The organism is Burkholderia sp. Cy-637 (genome assembly GCF_011753175.1).
Lineage (GTDB): Bacteria > Pseudomonadota > Gammaproteobacteria > Burkholderiales > Burkholderiaceae > Burkholderia > Burkholderia gladioli.
Genome location: NZ_VWWC01000005.1, coordinates 101,392 through 116,900, shown reverse-complemented (window position 1 = coordinate 116,900; position 15,509 = coordinate 101,392). Strand labels below are relative to the sequence as shown.

Genomic DNA, 15,509 nt, shown 5'->3' with positions numbered 1-15,509 from the left:
CCGTCCCCGCCAGCCTCGCGCGACGCCGCGCGAACCCAAGGCGCCCGCCCCTTTCTCGCACGTCGCACCAAAGCGCCGAGACGCATTCGCCGCGTCGGGCCGCGTCAGCACCGCCTCGCGATCGCTCGGGGTATTCCCTGCGCTTGACACCCGGGATTTGTTCTCGCAGCATAGGCGAACTTATACGTATAAGTCGTTTTGAACAGGAGCTGGACATGGCACGAGTACTACATCTCTACGGCGGCTGGCCGGGACACTTTCCCTACGAGGTCGGCGCCTGGACGCGCGAGCTGCTCGACGAGCTGGGCTGGGAGGTCGAGGCCTCCAACGACATCTTCACGCTGGATCGCGACCTGAGCGGCTTCGACCTGATCGTGATCGGCTGGAACAACGCGGTGACCACCGAGACGCTCACGCAGGCGCAGGAAAACCGCCTGCTGGCGGCGATCGAGGGCGGCACGGGCCTGGCGGCCTGGCACGGCGCGGCCGCCGCGTTCCGCGCCAGCCTGCGCTACCACATGGTGCTGGGCGGCTCCTTCATCGAGCACCCGGCCGGCGAGGGCTACCCGCATCCCTACCGGGTCGAGCTGCTCGACCGCGATCATCCGGTCACGCGCGGCGTAGAGGATTTCGAGGTGCGCTCCGAGCAGTACTACATGCAGGTCGACCCCAACAACCACGTGCTGGCCGACACCACCTTCGACGGCAAGCCCTTCCCCTGGCTGGCGGGCAAGCGCAGCCCGGTGGCCTGGGTCAGGAACTGGGGCGCCGGGCGCGTCTTCTATCACTCGATCGGCCACGACACCGGCAACCTCGCCTGCCCCCAGGTACGCCGCCTGACGCGGCAGGGGCTGCAATGGGCGGTGCGCGCCTGAAGCGGCGGCCCGCGCGGCGCGCCCCGGTCGCCGCCGGTCGATCCGCGCCGCAATTCGCGCAGCAATTCGCGGCGCATCCTTTTTCTCACTTTGCGGAACCCTCATGGCGAAGCTAACTGGCAGTCAAATCGTCGCCCAGACGCTGAAGAACTACGGCGTCGACTACGTGGCCGGCATCCCCGGCCACGGCATCTGGACGCTCACCGATGCCTTCCTCGAGAAGGACTCCGAAATCCCCTTCATCCAGGTCTTCCACGAGCAGAGCGCGGTGCACCTGGCCGACGGCTACTACCGCGTCTCGGGCAAGCCGATGGCGGCGGTCACCTCGATCGGCGCGGGCGCGAGCAATACCGTGATCGGCATGGCCACCGCCTATACCGATTCCACCAGCGTGGTGCTGATCACCGGCGGGCCGCCCACCCACATGCGCGGCCACGGCCTGCTGCAGGAGCTGGAGCGCTTCGTCGACAACGACTTCCCGAAGATCGCCGAGGCCGTCTCCAAGCGTCACTGGGTGGCGCAGCGCGTCGAGGAGCTGCCCTTCATCATGCATCGCGCCTTCAGCTCGATGCTGACCGGCCGCCCGGGCCCGGTCCATATCGAGATCCCGATGGACACCCAGGCCGAGGCGGCCGAGGTGACGCTGCACAAGCTCGAGGACCGCGTGCCGGTCGGCAAGGTGTTCCCCGATCCCGCCGCCATCGCCCGGGCCGCCGAGGTGCTGCGCGATGCCCGGCGCCCGGTGATGGTGATCGGCGGCGGCGTGATCACCGGCGAGGCGGCGGCCGAGGTGCGCGCGCTCGCCGAGCACTGGCAGGTGCCGGTGGTCACCACCTGGAACGGCAAGAGCGGCTTCCCCGAGGATCACCCGCTGTTCGGCGGCAGCGTCGGCCAGACCGGCACCCTGGCCGGCAACAAGCTGGCCTCCAGCGCCGACGTGATCCTCGCGGTCGGCTGCCGCTTCACCGACTGGTCCTCCTCGAGCTACGCGAAGGGCGTGACCTTCTCGATCCCGCCGGGCAAGCTGATCCACATCGACATCGATCCGCACGAGATCGGCAAGAACTATCCGGTGACGGTCGGCATCGTGGCCGACGCGAAACATGCGCTGGCCCATCTCGTCGAGGCCTTGAAGCACGACAGCGTCCAGCGCGACGACTACCTGGCGCAGCTCGCGCAGTACCTGGCCGAGTGGGAAGCCAAGCTGGCCACGCGCCGCGACTCCGACCGCTTCCCGTTCACCTCGCAACGGCCGCTGGGCGCGCTGCGCAAGATCTTCCCGCGCGACACCATCGTGGTGGTCGGCTCGGGCAACACGCAGGGCGCGGTCAAGCAGACCTTCCCGGTCTACGAGCCGCGCACGCACCTGACCTCGGGCGGCTTCTCGTCGATGGGCTGGGCCGTGCCCGCCGCGATCGGCGCCAAGCTCGCCAGGCCGGACAGCCCGGTGGTCTGCATCCTCGGCGACGGCGACTTCCTGATGACCTCGCAGGAGATCGCGATCTGCGTGACCAACCAGTTGCCGGTGGTGTTCATCATCCAGAACAACGCGGGCTACATGTCGATCCGCGGCGGCCAGCGCAAGCAGACCAGCCGCCATATCGGCACGGAATTCAACTACCCCGACGGCCGGCCCTATTCGCCGGACTTCGAGGCGATCGGCAAGGCCTTCGGTCTGAAATCCTGGCGCGTGGACAGCAACGAGGCGCTCGAGCCGATCCTGCAGGCCGCGCTCGATTGCAACGAGCCCTGCCTGATCGAGATCCCGACCGACCGCGATGCCGCCGGGCCCTGGGTGCCGGGCTGGTGGGATTTCCCGATCCCCGCCTACATCACCGACGAGCGCCAGGACGAATACGCGCAATTCCGGCAATCGGAACAACATCTGTAAGGCCTGCAAAGCAATGAACGACGCAATTCCCGTTCATCGTCGCGGCATCGACTCTCGGGACTTCGCTCCGGTGTTCCGGCGCGAGCTCGCGAGCGTCGAGCCCGGGGCGGACGGTACCGTGAGCTGCGAGGTGGCGGTGATCGGCTCGGGCATGGGCGGCTCCACCTTCGCCCATGCCCTGGCCGGCCGCGGCCTCGACGTGCTGGTGGTCGAGCGCGGCGATTTCCTGCCGCGCGAGATCCAGAACTGGAGCGCCGAGGCCGTCTTCCGCGACGGCCGCTACCGCAATGCCGAAGCCTGGTACGACGATGCCGGCAAGCCCTTCTCGCCCGGCGTGTTCTATTACGTGGGCGGCAACACCAAGGTGTTCGGCGCCATGCTGCCGCGCTTTCGCGAAGCGGATTTCCTCGCGATCGAGCATGCCGAGGGCATCTCGCCCGCCTGGCCGATCAGCTATGCCGAGATGGAGCCGTATTACGCCGCCGCCGAGCGGCTCTATCGCGTGCATGGCCAGGCCGGCCGCGACCCGACCGAGCCATGGCGTTCGGCGGCCTATCCGTTCCCGGCCATCGCGCACGATCCCGCGCTGCACCGGCTGGAAGCGGCCATGCGCGCGCAGGGGCTGCGGCCCTTCACGATGCCCGCCGCGCTCGACCACGGCGCGGGCCGGCCCTGCGTGCTGTGCTCGACCTGCGACGGTTATCCCTGCCTGGTGGACGCCAAGGGCGACGCGGAGTTCTCCGCCTTGCGGCCGGCCATCGAGACCGGCGGCACGCGCCTGATGGTCGGCACGCGCATCGAGCGCCTGGTGATGTCCGCGGACGGCACGCGGGTGGAGCAGGCGCTCGGCATGCGCGACGGCCGGCCGGTCAGGATCCTGGCCAAGCGCTTCGTGCTGGCATGCGGGGCCGTCAACAGCGCGGCGCTGCTGCTGCGCTCGGCCGACCGCCAGCATCCCGCGGGCGTGGGCAACAGCTCCGGGCTGCTCGGGCGCAACTACATGGTCCACAACAGCACCTTCACGATCGCGATGGACCCGCGCCGCGTGAACCGGGTCGGCTTCCAGAAGACCCTGGCCGTCAACGACTGGTACCTGCGCTCGGAGGCGAATGCCTTCCCGCTCGGCAACATCCAGATGCTCGGCAAGATCCGCGAGCCGATGGTGAGCGGCATGGTTCCCTGGCTGCCGAAGGCGATCTCGCGCTACATCACGAACCACAGCGTCGATCTCTACCTGACCAGCGAGGACCTGCCGGATCGCGAGAATCGCGTGAGCTACGACAGCGAGCGCGGGGCCATCCAGGTGCGCTGGCGACCCAACAACCTGGGCGCGCATCGCGAGCTGGTGCGCCGCACCGTGGCGATGATGCGCAAGGCGGGTTACCCGCTGGTGATGACCCGGCGCATGGGGATCGCGACCAACTCGCATCAGTGCGGCACCGCCGTGATGGGCACCGACCCGGGCAGCAGCGTGCTCGATACCGGCTGCCGGCTGCACGACGTCGACAATGCCTGGATCGTCGACAGCTCGTGGTTCCCCTCGTCGGCGGCGGTCAATCCGGCGCTGACGATCGCCGCCAACGCGCTGCGCGTGGCGCGGCAGTTCGGCTGAGCGATGAAACCGCGGCCGATGCCGATGCACCGTGTCGGTCGCGCGCCAGGTTCGGGTCATGCACCGGCCGCGCGCGCGGCCGGTGCATGCAGGCCGCGCCCGAACTCAGTCGCGCATCCCGGCGGCGAGGATGTCGAGCACGGCCCGGTGCAGCAGCGGATCGGCCGCCGCCACGACATCGCCCGCGGAACGCTCGGACAGCTCGCGTCCCTGCCAGTCGGTGATGCGCCCGCCCGCGGCTTCGACCAGCGGCACGATCGGCAGGTAGTCGTGCGCAGCGAGGCCCGCTTCGACCACGAGATCGCAGCGTCCCGCCACCAGCGCCGCGTAGTTGAAGCAGTCGCCGCCGTAACGATGGGTGCCCACGTGCTCGCGCAGGCGCTGGAACGCCGCGCCTTGGCGCGGCGTGAACTTGTCGGGGGTGGTGGTGGCCATGCCGGCGAGGCGGATCTCGCCGATCCGCCGCGGGCTGGCCCAGGCGCTCGCTTGCCACGAGCACAGCCGCTGGTCCAGCGCGGGAAGCTCGATCGCGCCGAGCCAGGGTCGCCCGTCTCGCAGCACGCCGATCAGCGTGCCCCACAAGGGGCTGCCGGTGGCGAAGGCGCGCGTGCCGTCGAGCGGGTCGATGATCCAGCGCGCCGCCGCCGAGGCATCGGCGGGCAGGCCGGCCGACGGGCCGCATGCCTCGCCGATCTGCTCACCGAATTCCTCGCCCAGGATCGCATCGCGCGGATGGCGCCGGCGGACCAGCTCGCGCAGCGCCAGCTCGATCTCGCGATCCAGCGCGGTGACGGGCGAGGCATCCGCCTTGCGCTCGAAGCCGACGGGCCGCTCGAGCGCGCGCAAGGCCAGCCCGCGCGCGAGCGCGCACATCCGTTCGATGGTCTGCCGGTAGGCGGCGGTATCGACCTCGCATGCTGCGGCTGGCATCGGCGCTTCCTCCGTGGTCCGGATTGCAGTATCGGCCCGCCGCCGGGCGGTTTCAACTTCGCAAACGGCCCCTGAGCGACGCAGGAATACGCAGCGAGGCATTCACCTCGACGCACTCATCCCGACGCACCCACCCCCAAGCACGGGCCTCGCCGGACCGACGCAGCGCCCGCCCCTTTCGCCAGGCCCCGCATCCGCGGCGGCCGCCCCGCCCATCGAGCATGCCCATGGACCGCTCCCGAGACCTGGCCAACCTGGCCGCCAACCTCGCCCTGCTGGTGGCGAGCTACGATTCCGTCGCCGATTTCTGCCGGCGGCTCAACATCAACCGCCAGCAGTTCAACAAGTACCTGGCGGCGCATCACGTGCCCTCGCAGAAGGTACTGCTGAAGATCGCCAAGTTCTTCCTGATGGAGCCCGCCGACCTGTTTCGCAATCCTGCCGATTTCCGCGGCTTCTACGAAGGGCTCGAGCACGAGCTGCCGATCGATCTCAAGGGCTCGCCGGGCCTGGCGCGCTTCCTGCCGCTGATCGAGTCGTCCACCACCTCGCTGCAGGACTTCCTCGGCGTCTATTACCGCTATCACCAGTCGTCGATCTACAAGGGCCGCGTGCTGCGCTCCGTCACCTGCCTGTACCAGCACGACGCGATGGTGGAATACGTCACCGTTGAGCGCTTCCCGCTGCTTGGGCAGGCGAACCGGGTCGGGTATTCGTTCACCTACCGCGGTTATTGCTTCCTGCTCGGCGACCGCATCTTCATGGTCGATTTCGAGGGCCGGCAGAAGAACGAGATGACCTTCTCCGTGCTCACGCCGCAGCATCGGCGCCCGATCCGCTTCCTCTACGGGCTGCTCACCGGCGTGGCCTCGTCCTCGTTCCGGCAGCCGTTCTCGACGCGGCTGGCCTTCGGCTTCGTCGAGCGCGGCCCGATCCGCAAGCGCCATCTGCGCCAGGCGACCATCCTCGCGCCCGGCGACGACTCGATACCGGTGGAGGTCGAGCAGTACCTGAGCGGGGAGCAAGCTCACGTGGTCTGGGGCGGGGAAGGCTGAGGCGCTGGGGCGGAAGTCGAGGCAGGGGCCGGCCCGCGCGGCCGGCGGCGAATGACGGCCGATGTCGATCGAGGGCTGCAGGTTCGGCCAACGACGAAGCACCTCGGCGATCGCCGCCGGCATCGAACCCGCCGCGAATCTCGCGCGATGGCGAGAAGACGACGCGACGAGGCGACGAGGCGACGAAGATCCGCCCTATCGCGCGCGCCGGCCGCGCGGCTTCGCGGCCGGCGGCGGCGCGGTGGTGGCGCGCACGATGCATTCGGTGGGGAAGATCGTCCGCTCGACCTGCTGCTCGCCGGGTGCCGCGCCGAGCAGGGCGTCGAGGATGCGGGCCGCCTCGCGTCCCTTGTCGATCAGCGGTTGCCGGATCGTGGTGAGCCCGGCGCCGGCGGCCTCGGGGATGTCGTCGAAGCCGATCACCGACAAGGCCGACGGCACCGCGATCCCGCTCTCGCGCGCCGCCTTCAGCACCGCCAGGGCCATCACGTCGGAGGTCGTCGCGATCGCGCTCAGGCCCGGCCTGGCGAGCAGTTGCGCGGCGGCCCAGTCGGCCGCGACCTCGTCGAAACCGCCGGCCTCGACGATCGCCACCTCGCCGAAGCCGAGCCCGACCTCCTCCAGCACCGACAGATATCCCTTGAGACGCGCCGACACCACACGCTCGGTCGAGCGCGCGAGCCGCCGCGCGCTGACTTCGCCGCGCACGCCGTCCGGGCGCAGCCGCTCCACCACGATGCCGATGCCGCGATGCCCCTGCTCCACCAGGTGGCGCATCTGCGCCCTGCCCGCCTCGAAATCGTCGATGCCGACGAAGGGCGTGCCCTCGATCAGCGGCGCGTCGACCACCACCAGCGGAATCCCCTGCCGGATCGCGACCTCGATGCCGGGGTAATGGTCGGGCAGGCTGTGCACGATCAGGCCGTCCACGAAGCCGCGCACCGCCAGGCTGGTGCCGCTGGCCGGATCGTTGGCGATCGACTTCTGCAGCGGGAACAGCGAGAGCGCCACGTTCGACTGCTCGTTGATCTCGGCGATGCCGCGCAGCAGCGCGACCGTGGAGGGATCGGTGAACGCATAGGGCAGCTCGTCCATGATCATCAGGCCGATCGCGCCGACGCGGCCCGATCGCAGGCTGCGCCCGAGCACGTTCGGGCCGGGATAACCGAGCCGCTTGGCCACGCCGAGGATGTGCTCGCGCTGCGCGTCCGAGATCTCGGAAGGTTTGTTGTAGGCATAGGACACCGCCGGCTGGGACACTCCCGCGGCCAGCGCGACGTCCTTCATCGACACTTTTCGATTCATGTAGGAATTGGGATCCTGTCGGCGCGTGCGCGCCGGATTCTGCATTCGAGGAAAGCCGCCCGGGACGACCGGGCCGCATTCGATCGGATGAATTTACATGAAAACGGGAAATTGCCGTGATTTTCGCCGGTGAAATGGCGCGAGGCGGGCCGGGACGCAGGCTCGCGACACGCCGCGCCGAACCGAGATGCGCCTTGCCCGCGCGCGGCTCGCCACCGCCGCCGGCCGGCTCAACCGCGCCGCAGCACCGGCGCCGCGCAGGCGGCGACCACCGCCAGCAGCGCGACCAGCGACAGCATGGCCGGCGCCAGCGCCGTGACGCGCGCGATCGCGCCGATCAGGGCCGGGCCGACGAACACGCCGGCATAACCGATCGTCGTCATGGCCGCGACGGCGGCGCCGGTCGGCATGCGCGATTGCCGGCCCACCGAGGAGAACAGCACCGGGGCGATGTTCGCGCAGCCCGCGCCGACCAGCGCATAGGCGGCCAGGTCGATCGGCCAGGACGGCACCAGGGCCGCGATCGCGAACCCGGCCGCCGCGCACAGGCTGCCCGCCGTCACCACCCGCGCGCCGCCCAGGCGCGCCACGATCCGGTCGCCGAACAGGCGCCCGCAGCTCATCGCCGCGGCGAACGCGGCATAACCATAACCGGCATAGGCATGCGGCATCGCGCGCGACGAGGTCAGCAGCACGCCGCTCCAGTCCAGCACCGCGCTCTCCGCGAGGAACACGATGAAGGTGCAGCCGCTGAGCAGCCAGACCACGCCGCGCGGCACCGCGAACAGGCTCGGCGGCCCGGGCGGCGCGGCCGTGCTCAGCGCCGGCACGGCCAGCGCGAGCGCCACCGCCATCAGGATCGCGGCGCAGGCCACCGCCGCGCCCGCGGACAACCCGACGGTCAGCAACACGCTCGCGCCGGCCGAGCCGGCGATGCCGCCGATGCTGTAGAACGCATGGAAGCCCGACATCACCGGCTGCCCGATGGCGCGCTCGACATCGATCGCCTCGATGTTCATCGCGACGTCGAGCACCCCCGCCGACATGCCGAACACCGCCAGCGCCAGCGCGGCCGCCGCCAGGCTGCCGGGGCCGGCCAGCGCCGCCAGCAGCATCAGCGACAGCGCGAGCAGGAGCGTCGCCGCGGCGATCACGCGGCGGCAGCCGAAGCGCGCCACCAGCCCGCCCGCGAACGGCATGGCCGTGATCGAGCCCCCGCCCAGGCACAGCATCAGCAGGCCGAGCTGTCCGTCGCCCAGGCCGATGCCGGCCTTCACGAAGGGCACCAGCGGCGCCCAGGAGGCGCGGCCGTAGCCGGCGATGAAGAACACGGCGCGCGTGGCCGACTGGCGGCGGCGCAGGGAATCGGGATACGCAAGCGAAGTGGACGGCATGATCTCGTCGAAGGGATGGTGTTGCTGGAAGCCGGAAGCCGAAGGCGACGGCCCGCGCCCGCGGCAAACATGGACCGATGCGTGGCGGCGCGACTGCCGCGCCGCGCCCGCCCTCGCGTCTCGCGTCTTGCGTCTTCGCAGGTCTTCTCGCCTGCGCGCCGACGCGAGCACGCGAGGCCCGGCCGCGAGGCGCCGCTCTATAATGCCCGCAGCCCGTTTTGCTCCTTTCCCGCCTGCTCCAGGAACCGTCGATGCTGACCTACGACGCGCTGCCCGATGAACGGCAGCAGCACATCCGCTCGCTTCTCGCCACGCACGGCAAGGTCATCGCGACCGAGCTGTCGGAGAAGTTCGGCGTATCCGAGCACACCATCCGGCGCGACCTCGCGGACCTCGCCCGGGCCGGCGCCTGCCGCAAGGTCTATGGCGGCGCGGTCGCGCTGGCCCCCGACGGCGGCACGCTGCAGCATCGCTCGGCGCAGCAGCCCGAGCGCAAGCAGGCGCTCGCGGCGGCCGCGATCTCGCTGCTGGACCGGCGCCAGAGCCTGTTCCTCGATGCCGGCAGCACCAACCTCGCGATCGCGCGCGCGCTGCCCGCCGATCTCGCGCTGACCGTCGTCACCAATGCCCCGGCCATCGCGGCGGCCCTGATCGAGCGCGAGGGCCTGTCGATCATCATGCTCGGCGGCCAGGTCGATCGCGCCGTCGGCGGCGCGGTCGGCGCCACGGCGGTCGATGCCGTCCGGCGGCTGTCCTTCGACCTGGCCTTCCTCGGCGCCTGCGCGATCGATCCTCAGGAAGGACTCACGGCCTTCGATCTCGAGGATGCCGCCTTCAAGCGCGCCGTGATCACGCGCAGCGGCGCGACGGCGGTGGCCGCGGTCAAGGAGAAGCTGCTGAGCGTGGCGACCCACAACGCGGCGCCGATCGACGAGATCACCACCCTGATCGTCGAGCACGACACGCCGGCCAAACCGCAGCGGGCCTTCGAGAAGGCCGGCGTCCAGCTGGTGCTGGCCGGCCGTTGAGGCTTCGCATCGGCGGCGCGCCGCGGCAGGACGGCCGCCCTCGCGCCGCGGCCCGCGCGGGCAAGCTCGCGTGGCTGGCGATCGGACCCGGCCCTCGCTCGACGAGGCAAACCCGCCTCGCCTCCAGCATCGACCCGACGCGCGAGCGCTAGCGCGACAGCCGCTCGGCCAGCCCCCGCACCTTCGCAGCCGCCGCCTCCAGTCGCTGCGCGTCGAGCACGCCGCGCTCCACCGCCGCCACGATCGCCTGCGCGAGCGTCTCCAGTTGCGGCACCGCGCGCGGCGACACCAGCAGCAGATCGGCCCCGGCACCGAGCGCCGCGACGACGGTATCGGCCAGCGAGCGATCGCCGAGCGTGGCCGGATGGTCGAGGTCGCAGGTCATCACCAGCCCCGTGAACCCGAGTTCGTCGCGCAGCAAGCCGATCAGGGCCGCGGACAGCGAGCCCGCGGTCGGCGGCTGCACGGCATCGAAGCTGGCGGGTCCCATCATCACCGCGCTCGCGCCGGCCGCGATGCCGGCCTGGAACGGCGCCCATTGCGCGCGCAGCGCGTCGAGCGCTAGCGGCACCCTGGCCCGCGGATCGCGCGCGGGATGCCCATCCAGCACCGGGTGCCCGGGGAAATGCTTCAGCGTGGTGGCCAGGCCCGCGCGTAGCGCGCCGCGCACATAGGCCCTCACCTGGCGCGCCGTGCCCGGCGCATCGTCGGCCAAGGTGCGGCCGCGCAGCCAGGGGTTCGGCCCGGTCAGCACGTCCGCCGTCGGCGACAGCACCAGGTTGATGCCGGTCTCGCGCACGCGCCGCGCCATCGCCTCGCAAACCCGTTCCAGCTCCGGCTCCGCGAGCGCCGCCGCGGCCTCGCGCGACGGCAGCGGACCGGCGACGCCCTCCAGCCGATGGACCGCCGCGATATCGGCATCGGCGGCCAGGATCAGGCTGCCGCCGGCACGCGAGCGCGCCGCCTCGACGCCGCGCTGCCAGGCCTCGGCCGTCTCGATCGCGAGCCGGGATGCGCTCATCCGCCCTGCCTCGTATTCGGGCCCGGTCTCGCCGAACAGCAGGCTGCGGCCGCCGCGATCGAGAAAGCGCGCGAGCGGATCGTCGATCTCGAGCGTCTCCAGCACCGGGAACAGCACCGCATGCGCCTGCCGCGAACGCTCAGTCATGTCGTGCCTCGTCCTGCGTCGCGCCCTGCGCGCCGGCATCGAGTTCGCTCGCGAGCGCGCGCACGCGCCGGGCCGCGTCGGCCAGCCGCTCGCGAGGCAAGGCCCCGCGCTCCACGGCGGCGACGATGCTGGCCGTGATCGTCGCCAGCCCGGCCTCGCTGGAGACCAGCAGCAGGTCGGCGCCCGCCGCGAGCGAGGCGACCGCGGCCGCGGCCACGCTGCGCCCGCGCAGGATGCCCGGCGCGTCGAGATCGTCGGAAATGACCAGTCCATCGAAAGCCAGGGGCCCGCGCAGGTAGGCGAGCGTCTCGCGCGAGGTGCTCGACGGCTCCACGTCGTCGATCGCGGGCACCAGGGCCGGCCCGGCCATCACCGCCTTCACTCCCGCCGCGATCAGCTCGCGGAACACGCCGATGCCCGGCTGCAGCGCCGCCAGCGAAGCCGGGACGACCGCCTCGTGCAAGGCCGGATCGAGTTCGGTGACCGGGTGCCCCGGAAAATGCTTGGCCGTCGCCGCCACGCCCGCGGCCTGCACACCGCGCACAAACGAGCAGGCCAGGTGGGCGACCCCCGCCGGGTCCGAACCGGCATGCCGGCCCTCGAGCCAGGGGTTCGCGCCGGTGACGAGATCGACGATCGGCGCGAGGAACAGGTTGACGCCCAGCTCGCGCGCGGCGCGCGCCGTGGCGGCGGCGCGGCGCTCGATTTCAGTCGACGACAACACGCGCGCCTCGCCCGCGTCGGGCAGCGCCGGCACCAGTCGATGCAGGCGCTGGATGCCGCCCGGCTCCTGGTCCACCGCGACGATCGTGGCCCGCCCGGCCCGCCGGCGCGCGGTTTCCGTCAGGCGACGGAACTGCCCGGCGGATTCGTTGGCCTGCCGCTCGGCGCTCATGCGGCGGCCCAGGTATTCCTCGCGGCGCTCGCCGAGCAGGACGGACAGGCCGCCGCCGTCGAGGTGGCGCAGCACAGCGTCGTCGAGCGACAGTCCCGCGAACGCCGGCAGCAGGACCGCGTGCGCGTCTTCGAGCAATGGGTTCAAATCGATTCTCCTGGAGGAGCGAGGCCATCGGCATGGAGCAGGCGCCGCCATGCATCACCGCGTGGCGCTCACTATAGCCGAATTATGCTCGATGTTGCTCGATTTGAACAAGTCGCTCGTTCAGGATCCAGGATCGGCCAGTCCCACCGCGCCGAAGCCGTAGCGCGGCAGCACGGCCTGCGCGGCCGGGCTCATCAGGTACATCGCGAAGCGCCAGGCGGCCTCGTCGTGACGGCCCTCGAGCACGGTCATGCCGTAGTCGGCCTGGATCGCGAGCTCGGGCGGCAGTTCCACCTGCACGAAGGCCGGGTCCGGCTGCGTGTCGTGCGAGCTGCAATACCCGACGAACACGTCAACCACATGCGTCTGCATGAAGTATTTGACGGGGTTGGCGCCGGCCGGCACCTCGGGCGCGCTGCGCCCGCCCACCAGTTGCCGCGCCTTGGCCTCCAGCGTCGCCGTGGCGCCCGCGCGCAGCGTGCCGGCCTTCTCGAACAACAGCCAGGCGTAATCGCCGCCGGGGTCGGCCTTGGGCGTGGAGGTGCCGATCTTCACGCCGGGATCGAGCAGCTTGTCGAGCAGCTTGGCGCTGGTCAGGCCCACGTCGGGGCGCGCGCTCACGCACACGCGATTGCGTGCGAACACCACGGTCGGCCCGGCCTTGCCTTCGGCCGTGAGCCGCCGCGGATGCGCGAGGTTGGCCGAGATGAACAGGTCGGCCCTGGCGCCGCCCTCGATGCGCTCCAGCAGCAGGCCCGCCGGGCCTGTCACCAGCTTGACCGGCTGGCCGGTGGCCGCGGTGTAGTCGTGCGCGATGGTGGCCAGCGCGCCGCCGGTGCTGCCGGCCGCGAACACCGTCAGCGCCTCGGCGCCGCGCGCGGCGGGGATCGTGAAGGCCAGCAGGGCCGAGGCCGCGAGCGCGGCGGCGAGCGAGCGGGATGCGGGTCGGAATGGGAGTCGGAATGCGGGTCGGAATGCGAGTCGATGCGTGAATCGGGAAGTCATAGGTCCACCTGGATGGAAGCGCGCACGGTACGCGGCGCGCCGAGCGTGCCGGTGCCGTTGTCCGTGCTGTTGAAACCGTTCTGGCCGGTCGGGGCGATGTTGGCCCAGTACTGGCGGTTGGTCAGGTTGTCGACGGCCAGGCGCAGCACCACCTTGCGGCCCGCGATGCGGGTCTGGTAGCGGGCGCCGAGATCGAGCACGGTGTAGCCGTCGACGAAATCCGTGTCGCTGTAGTTGCCCGGCCGCCGGCTCGCGTGATTGACGTTCAGGTTGAAGGCCAGGCCCGGCACGCGCGGCACGCTGTAGTCGAACAGCGCGTTGAACACCAGCTTCGAGAGCCCGAGGATCTGCTTGTCGCTGGTGGCGGCCGAGCCGGTGTCGAACAGGCGCGGATCGAGCAGCGAGAGCCCCGCGTAGACGTGAAGATCGCGGCTCACCGCGCCGTTCGCGCTCAGCTCCAGCCCGCGGTTGACCTGCTCGCCGCCATTGGCGAACACGTTGTTCGCGCCCACGTAGGCATAGGGGCGCTGGATGCGATACAGGGCCAGCCCGAGGTTCATGGTGTCGATCTCGAGCTTGTAGCCGAGCTCCCACTCGCGGCTGCGATAGGGCGCGAGGCTCTCGCCCGCGTTGGCGCTGCCGCTCGGCGCGCTGTCGCCCTGCTGCAGGCTGTCGGCGTAGGTCAGGTAGGCCGTCATGTTCGGCCGCGGCTTGTAGAGCAGGCTCGCGGTCGGGCTGATGCCGCTCGCGTCGTAGCGGCTGGTGGTCGAGCCGCTGCGGTTGAAGTTGCGCACGCTGATCCAGCTCTGGCTCGCGGCCAGCAGCGCCGACCATTGCGAATTGAAGCCGATCGTGTCGCCCAGCGTCAGCGATTGCTGGATGGTGCGCACCGCGCGGAAGCGGTTCGAGAAATCGGGCAGCGGCGGCTCGGCGAAGCTGGCCGGATCGGCGAGGTTGCCGCGGCCCAGCGTGATCGCGCCGGTCTGGAACGGCGTGTAGCGGTTCCAGAAGAAACCCGTGTTCGCGATCACCAGGTCGTGCGACATGCCCGCCAGCCAGGTCCGGCCGTTCAGCGCCAGGTTGTTGCTGACGATCGAGTCGAGGCTGAAGGTGGTGGTGGCGGTGGTCGCCGTGTAGGCGCCGGCCGCGTTGGCCAGCGTCAAGGTCGGCACCGTCGAGGCGCGATCGCTGGTTTCGCGCAGCAGGCCCGCCGTGAGATGCCAGTCCTCGCCGAAGTCGTGCTTGAGCGTGGCGCTGTAGATGTTGGTGACGTTGTCGTCGCCGGCCCAGGTCTGGCCGTAACCCTGGCGCGTCGGATCGAGCGCGCCCGGGAACGGCACGCCGCGCGCCAGCGCGAAGGTGCCGGGGAAACCCGTGTCGAGGTAGTGATAGGTGCTGAAGTTGGTTTCCAGCCGCGTGTCGCGGTTGAAGCGCACGTCGAAGGCGAGGCTGGCCAGCTCGCGGCGCAGCCGGCTGCCGGGCGCGTAGCTCTCGCCGTTCTGGTTCAGCAGGTTGAGCCGGTAGCCGAAGGTGTCGTCCTTGCCGAAATGCCCGCCCAGGTCGAGATGCTCCAGCAGCGACTGGCGCGAGGCGTAGCCGATCGTGAACTGGCGCAGCGGCGCATCGGTCGGCCGCTTGAACACGAAGTTGAAGGTGCCGGCCGGATTGGCCGGGCCATAAAGCGCGCCCGACAGCCCGCCCAGCACCTCGATGCGCTCGAATTCCTCGATCGGATAGTCGGTGGTGGCCGCCACGTTCAGGCCGTCCACGCGCGTGTTCTGCACCACGCCGGCCTGCAGGCCGCGCGTCTGCGGGCGGATGTTCTCGCCCTGCACCGAGGCAATGAAGCGGAACGCCTCGCGCACGCTTTCGAGCTGCTGGTTGGTGGCCAGCGCCGTGGGCACCACGCTGATCGAATACGGCGTGTCGAGCAGGGCCTTCTCGCCGAGCGGGCCGACGCGGATCCGCTCGACCTGGTAGGACGGCAGCGCGCTCGGCGCGGGGCCGCTGATCACGACCGGGGCGAGCAGCAGCTCGGGGTCCTGCGCATGAACGGCGAACGAAGCACTCGCGCCGGCGCAGGCCAGCGAGAGCGCCCTGAAACGGGGGCGGCGGAAAGACATGGGGCGAGAGGAAGGTGTCAGCGGATCAAGTCGTTATGCTTCGAAATATATAACGAAATAATCCGTAACACCGAACACAGT

Annotated in this window: 12 protein-coding genes; 5 read left to right on the top strand and 7 right to left on the bottom strand. The window is 70.7% G+C overall.

What is annotated here, in order from left to right:
* Positions 1-215: 215 nt before the first annotated feature.
* From F3J10_RS03170 to F3J10_RS03160, 3 genes are all read left to right on the top strand, one after another.
* Positions 216-875 carry a ThuA domain-containing protein gene (locus F3J10_RS03170; RefSeq protein ID WP_025099883.1) on the top strand — a complete coding sequence of 220 codons (660 nt, stop codon included), beginning with the start codon at positions 216-218 and terminating at the stop codon, positions 873-875.
* 103 nt (positions 876-978) lie between these two features.
* Positions 979-2,766: a thiamine pyrophosphate-binding protein gene (locus F3J10_RS03165; RefSeq protein ID WP_025099884.1), complete on the top strand. Its 1,788-nt coding sequence runs from the start codon at positions 979-981 to the stop codon at positions 2,764-2,766.
* A 13-nt stretch (positions 2,767-2,779) separates the two neighbouring features.
* Positions 2,780-4,378, top strand: coding sequence for a GMC family oxidoreductase (locus tag F3J10_RS03160; RefSeq protein ID WP_167240994.1), 1,599 nt, complete (start codon positions 2,780-2,782; stop codon positions 4,376-4,378).
* Positions 4,379-4,483: 105 nt separating this feature from the next.
* Here F3J10_RS03160 and F3J10_RS03155 read toward each other — a convergent pair whose 3' ends face one another.
* Positions 4,484-5,308 carry an inositol monophosphatase family protein gene (locus F3J10_RS03155; protein WP_167240992.1) on the bottom strand — a complete coding sequence of 275 codons (825 nt, stop codon included), beginning with the start codon at positions 5,306-5,308 and terminating at the stop codon, positions 4,484-4,486.
* Between the two features lie 227 nt (positions 5,309-5,535).
* Between F3J10_RS03155 and F3J10_RS03150 the strand changes: the two genes are divergently transcribed.
* Complete coding sequence (locus F3J10_RS03150) at positions 5,536-6,363, top strand: helix-turn-helix transcriptional regulator (RefSeq protein ID WP_025099887.1); 828 nt, start codon at positions 5,536-5,538, stop codon at positions 6,361-6,363.
* 195 nt (positions 6,364-6,558) lie between these two features.
* Here F3J10_RS03150 and F3J10_RS03145 read toward each other — a convergent pair whose 3' ends face one another.
* Both F3J10_RS03145 and F3J10_RS03140 read right to left on the bottom strand, forming a co-directional pair.
* Positions 6,559-7,668, bottom strand: coding sequence for a LacI family DNA-binding transcriptional regulator (locus tag F3J10_RS03145; protein ID WP_167240990.1), 1,110 nt, complete (start codon positions 7,666-7,668; stop codon positions 6,559-6,561).
* Positions 7,669-7,898: 230 nt separating this feature from the next.
* A complete protein-coding gene (locus F3J10_RS03140; protein ID WP_167240988.1) occupies positions 7,899-9,062 on the bottom strand; it encodes an MFS transporter in 1,164 nt (387 codons plus the stop codon).
* Between the two features lie 251 nt (positions 9,063-9,313).
* Between F3J10_RS03140 and F3J10_RS03135 the strand changes: the two genes are divergently transcribed.
* The gene (locus tag F3J10_RS03135; RefSeq protein WP_029950876.1) at positions 9,314-10,090 is read left to right on the top strand and encodes a DeoR/GlpR family DNA-binding transcription regulator; all 777 of its coding nucleotides are present in this window, start codon (positions 9,314-9,316) and stop codon (positions 10,088-10,090) included.
* 148 nt (positions 10,091-10,238) lie between these two features.
* Here F3J10_RS03135 and F3J10_RS03130 read toward each other — a convergent pair whose 3' ends face one another.
* The 4 genes from F3J10_RS03130 to F3J10_RS03115 all read right to left on the bottom strand — a co-directional run bounded on the left by F3J10_RS03130 (position 10,239) and on the right by F3J10_RS03115 (position 15,428).
* Positions 10,239-11,258, bottom strand: a complete 1,020-nt coding sequence (locus tag F3J10_RS03130; protein ID WP_167240985.1) for a glycoside hydrolase family 3 N-terminal domain-containing protein — start codon at positions 11,256-11,258, stop codon at positions 10,239-10,241.
* Entirely contained in the window at positions 11,251-12,300 is a 1,050-nt protein-coding gene (locus F3J10_RS03125) for a glycoside hydrolase family 3 N-terminal domain-containing protein (RefSeq protein WP_240155349.1), read from the bottom strand. Before F3J10_RS03125 ends, F3J10_RS03130 begins: the two co-directional genes overlap by 8 nt.
* Before the next feature lie 120 nt (positions 12,301-12,420).
* The gene (gene modA / locus F3J10_RS03120) at positions 12,421-13,305 is read right to left on the bottom strand and encodes a molybdate ABC transporter substrate-binding protein (RefSeq protein WP_167240981.1); all 885 of its coding nucleotides are present in this window, start codon (positions 13,303-13,305) and stop codon (positions 12,421-12,423) included.
* On the bottom strand, positions 13,302-15,428 hold the full coding sequence (locus tag F3J10_RS03115) for a TonB-dependent siderophore receptor (RefSeq protein ID WP_167240979.1): 2,127 nt from the start codon (positions 15,426-15,428) through the stop codon (positions 13,302-13,304). Before F3J10_RS03115 ends, modA begins: the two co-directional genes overlap by 4 nt.
* Between the last annotated feature and the right edge of the window lie 81 nt (positions 15,429-15,509).